This is a genomic window from Candidatus Avelusimicrobium faecicola (genome assembly GCA_900540405.1).
Lineage (GTDB): Bacteria > Elusimicrobiota > Elusimicrobia > Elusimicrobiales > Elusimicrobiaceae > Avelusimicrobium > Avelusimicrobium faecicola.
On record UQFW01000066.1, the window covers coordinates 1 to 5430 of the forward strand.

A 5430-nucleotide genomic window follows, 5' to 3' on the forward strand; every position below is an offset into this window, starting at 1 on the left:
CTTTTAAGCGTTCGTACTGCCCGAAACGCGCCGGGTTAAAATTTACGGATTGGATAACTTCCGCCCCGCCGATAGACGCCAGCGCCAGGCAGAGCCCTGTGGTTAATATTTTTTTCATACGCATTCCCTGTCTTTAGTAAAATACAAACAAAATATACATTGCTACTAATACATTATACGAGTTTTGAACGCACTTTCAAGTTTTTTTTATAAAAAAGGCAAGGCTCATTCCTTGCATAAAGCGGTTGTTTTTTATTAGTATATGGTAGAGTATCCATTTTACGGGTAAAAGAGGGATGAATATGACCAAAAGTTTGTTTGAGCTTTTTTGTGAGCCGTCCGGCCCCGCGCCGCAAAATTTATTAACGCGGGATACCCTGCACTTTGTGGAGCAACTGCCGTTTGGGGCCCTGCTGGCCGATGCGCAGGGGCATATTGCTTTCGGCAATTCCCGCGCCGGGCAATTATTAGGCACCGCCAAAACCGCGTTTGAAGGCGGCAATATCGCTACGTTCGGTTTAACGGCGGCGGAAGTAGCGTCCCTCTTAAAATCTTCCGCCGGGCAAAAAAACATTAAGGAACTGACCGATAAAAATTTGCAAAATGTGTTTGTGTCCGTGGGGGCCAGCAAACTGGGCGATTATACCCTTATTACGTTGGAGCCTGTGCCGCAGCAGCGCCGTTTAGAGGCCGAAAAACGCTTTTTGGTGGAAGTGGTAAACCATTATCCCATGGGCGTCACCATGCAAAACGTGCAAGATGTGTGCTGTTTGTGGAACCGCAAGGCGGAGGAAATTTTCGGCCGCCGCGGGGCCAATACGCTGGGGCAGGAAATTTATAAATTTTTACCGCCGGAAATGTTAAACGCCCTGGAATTAATGGACCAAGAAGTTAAAGACTCCGCCAAAGTGCGCCCGGATGCGCGTATGCACTTTACCGATTCCAACGGCCAGGAGCGCACGTTAAGCGTTAGTAAAATACCCGTGTTGGGGGCGGACGGCGCCGTAAGCTATATTTTAACTTCGTACGAAGACATTACCAACCGCTACACCAGCGAACAAGAAATGGTGCAAACCCGCAATATGTTGCAAGCCATTGTGGATAACGTGCCCGTGGGGTTATATACCCGCACGGCCGACCGGCGTATGATATTTTTTAATAAGCAAAGCCAGGTAATTTTTAACGAGGTTCAACCCCGCTTTGCCAACTCTCCGCACGCCAAACAAACGCGGGAACAGATAGACGCTTACCACGAGCGGGAAGAAGAAATCCTGCGTACGGGTAAAATACAGGAATTCCCGGACGAGGTCTATTTAGACCACGCCGGGAACGAGCGCTATATCCACATGCTCAAAGTGCCGCTTTTTAAGGCCGGGCCGGAACCGGTGGTGCTTTCTATTGTAGAAGACGTGACCAAACGCCGCGAACAAGAGCGCGAAATTGTGCGTATGAACAAGCTGTTGCAGGCCATTGTAGATAACGCGCCTATCGGCCTGTATGCCCGGGGCGAAAGCGGCCAAATGCTACTGCGCAACAAGCGTTGTACCAGTATGTTCGGCGCGCTGGACGATAAAGATTTTTCTGCCGACGGCTCCCTGCCGCACGAAACCAAAGAAGATGTAGCCTCTTATTTAGGGCGGGAAAGCCACATTTTATCCAGCGGAAAAACGCTGGACTTGCCGGAAGAACCGTATAAAACGCCGGACGGCACGCAGAAAATCCTGCATTTAATTAAAGTGCCCGTAAAAGACGAAACCAACGAGCTGAACTTTGTTATTACGCTGGCCGAAGATATTACCGAAAAGAAAGAGCAGGAAAACCGCCTGGCGGTGGCGCATAACTTCCAACAAGCCGTGTTGGATAACGCCCCCTTGGCTATTTATGCGCGCGGGGTGGATAACCAGATGTCTTTTATCAACAAAGCCGCGCACGAAATCTTCCCGGATGAAACGGAATATAAAGAGGAAAGCGATTTTTACGGCCAGCGCGAAAAAGCCATTTTTGCCGATAAAAAAGTGGTGGATTTACCCGCCGAATGGTACACCACCCGCCGCGGCAATAAGGTGCTGCTGCATTTAATTAAGGTGCCGGTGTATGATAAAGACGGCAACCCGTATATGATGCTCACCCTGGCGCAGGATATTACGGAAAAGAAACTGCAAGAAGAAGAAATTATCAAAACGCGCAATTTCCTGCAAACGGTTATTGATAACTTGCCGCTCGCGCTATCCGTCAAAAACCAAGACGGCAAATATATTTTGTGGAACAAAAAGAGCGAGGAGCTTTTTGGCACCACGTCGGCCGAGGTAATCGGGCGGACGCATTACCGGCATGATATTTCGCCGGAGCAGGCGGAGTTTTTAGCCTCTGCGGACCAAAAAGTGTTGGAAAGCGGCAAGGAATTAAACATTCCGCAAGAGCTTATTTCCACCGCCACGGAAGGCGTAAAAATTATGCACACGGTTAAAACCCCGGTGTTTACCAAAGAGGGCCAGCCGGATTGTTTGTTGTCGGTTTCGGAAGATATTACCGCCAAAACCAAAATGGAAAAACAAATCCGCGAGGCTAGCGACAAAAACACCCTGCTGGTGGATAACGCCCGCGAAGGCGTGGCTATGTTGGAAGACGGCAACGTGCTGTATGCCAACCATGCGGTTTTGCATATTTTGGGGTTGAACTCTCTGGAAGAATTACAGCACCGCCCGCTGCTAGATTTAGTAGCGCCGGACCACCGCATTTTTGCGCAGGAAAAATATGATGCGGTGTTGAACGGCACGCCGGGCAGTGAAAGCGCCACGGAAATCCACTTTTTGCGCCCGGACGGGACGGAAGTGGAAACGGAATTTGCCGCCGCGGCCTCGCGCTATTTGGGGCGGCGGATTGTGATGTGCTTTGTGCGGGACGTCACCACCGCCAACCGCGCCTTGCGGGAAATTAAAAAAGAGCGCGAAAACTTCCGCGCCGCTTTTGAAAACAGCATCACCCCGGCTTTTGTGATGACAGGCAAAGGGTATATTACGGTAATGAACCGCGCCGCGCGGGAGCTGTTTAACTTCACGCAGGCGGATAAAAATTTCTACCGTAATGTATATATGAAACCCGCCATTACGCTGGCCGCGCGCCGGGAACTGCGCCAAGGCCACGCCGCACAAATGGATTATGTGTTTGATTTTGAGCGCGCAAAAGTGAAATTCCCCGGCCGTATTAAAGGGGATGGAAAATTGCCGCTGTCCGTCACGTTTGAACCTATGAACCGCCGCGACAGCAAAGACGGCACCGTAGAGGCGGATTATGTGGTGTATTTACAGCCGAAAGACGGTGCTTCCCCAGTGCCGCCCGCCCCGGGTGAAAACGGCAAAAAACCGCGCGTGCGTTTAGTTAAAAAAGGCTCCGCGCCCAACGCCCCGGCGGCCCCCAACGCGCCGGCCGCGCCTAATGCCCCGGCCGCACCTAATGCCAAGGGCGCGCTACCTCCTGCGCCCCCGGTAAAAATGCAGTTTATGCTCCCCAATACGGAGCCGTACGCCGTTTGCTCGCCGGAGTTCAAAATTACGCAGTGTAATGATTTGTTTCGCTCCCTTTGCCAGTTGGAACAGGGGGAACTGACCGGGCAGGAAATCTTAAAATTATTTGATGAGCCCAGCGGCGCCTTATTAAAAGAGGACTTAAAAAATTTGGCGGCGGGGGAAGACCTGGAAAACCGGGAATATAACTTGCGCCTTGCCAGCGGGCTGGAAACCGTGGCTGTGCGTTTAAGTGCGGTAAAAGAAAGCAACGGCAGTTATTTGTTCATTTTGCGCAATTTGGCGTTCCACCGCCAGATTATGCACATTTTGGAAGAACGCTCCGCCCAGTTAAATGCGCTGTTGGATGCCACCGAAGGCGTGGTGTTCAGCGTTTCTTGCGACGGCAAAACCTTCGGCCGCATTGAACAGGCCAATAAGTTTTTGGCGCAGATGTTGGATTATTCCCACGACGAGCTGATACGCTTAAAATTCCGGGCGCTTTTTTCGGCTCCTGCCCGCATAAGTGATGTAAAAACCGACGAATGGTTTGCCCAGTTAGAGGAGCAGTTTTTTAAGGACGGCCGCGCGAATTTCTCCGCGCCCGTATACCGCAAAGACGGCTCCAAATTGCAGGCGGAAGTGACCATTGTGCCCATAGATTTAGCCAACCGCAACGAAGCGATGGTGGTGGTGCGGGATATTTCCACCCAGTTGGATAAACTGGCGCAGGACTCCCAACAGGCGCAGGAACTGCGCAGTGTGCGCCAAGCCATGCCGGGCCTTTATCTAAAGGTAAATGCCGAGGGCCGCGTGCTGGAGGTTTCTTCCAACCTGGAATATTTAACCACGGCGCAGGCCAGCGAGCGGTTTATGAATAAAACCCCCAACGAATACTGGCCCGAGCAGACCGCCTCCCAAGAAATGTTTGCCGTTAAAGAGGCGCTTTCCGTAAACATCACTACGCATTTTGATTTTACGCAGGAAGAAGACGGCCGCACCCGCAGTTATGAGGCCGCCGTCACGCCCATTACCGGGCGCGAGGAAGCCATTATTTGGATTAAAGACGTCAGCGAAAAGCAGGAACACGACGGCCGCGTGCATGAATTGTACGAAATCAGCAACCAACCCAATTTATCCATTACGGATTTGGTGGATAAAATACTGGAGTTCGGCAAGCGCGTGTTTAAGGCGGATATCGGCCTCATCCTCCGCTTTGCCGACGACACCGCCCAGCAAATGAGCGTGGTGTATGTGACCCAGAATGATTTTAACGTACAGCGGTATATGGAGTTCCCCGTGGAAGAATGTTTAACCAACGTGGCGGACGACAGCATTGTGGAATACCCGGATTTGGGCAACACCTCTTGCACGCATTGTATTCACGTTGCCAAGCAGTTCGGCGCCATGATTGCCGCCCCGCTAAGCGTAAACGGCAAGGCGGCGGGGGCGTTGTGCTTTGCCGCGCGCAATACGCGCCGTTCGTTTGATACCGGCGCCGAGGAGCTGATTGGCTTAATGGCCCGCATATTGAGCCTGCGTATTGAACTGCGCCAGGCGGGCAAAGCCGTCAGCGAAACGTCCCAAAGCCTTACCCGCACGCTGGAATATGTGGATTTCCCTGCCGTAATGATTGGTATGGACTACCGCATCCGCTCCGCCAATGCGGCGTTTTTGGAAACCACCGGCTGCCGGGTGGCGGTTAAGATGAACTTTTTTGACCGCTTTATCCGCAAGCCGTCTATTGCGCAGGCTTCTTTCAAAGCGGCCGCGCAAAACGGCAACCCCAAGGCGTTCCGCCTGCGGATGGACCTGTTGCACGAAGACGGCCTGTATGTGGAAACAAATTGGGAAGTGTTTGTGATTAAGGATGCGGAGGGGCAGACGGAGGGGTATGCGCTGATAGGCATGAAAACCTCCAAATAAC

General features: G+C 51.9%; 1 protein-coding gene. It reads left to right on the plus strand.

Features of this window, described 5'->3' with window-relative positions; all coding sequences use genetic code 11:
- Nucleotides 1-302 precede the first annotated feature (302 nt).
- Nucleotides 303-5429 carry a PAS domain S-box protein gene (locus ACQY18_RS06160; RefSeq protein WP_428039236.1) on the plus strand — a complete coding sequence of 1709 codons (5127 nt, stop codon included), beginning with the start codon at nucleotides 303-305 and terminating at the stop codon, nucleotides 5427-5429.
- The last annotated feature ends 1 nt before the right edge of the window (nucleotide 5430 follow it).

What these genes read in the sequence shown, in the direction of transcription:
- ACQY18_RS06160 (WP_428039236.1), top strand. Translation starts at nt 303, where the DNA reads ATGACCAAAAGTTTGTTTGAGCTTTTTTGTGAGCCGTCCGGCCCCGCG.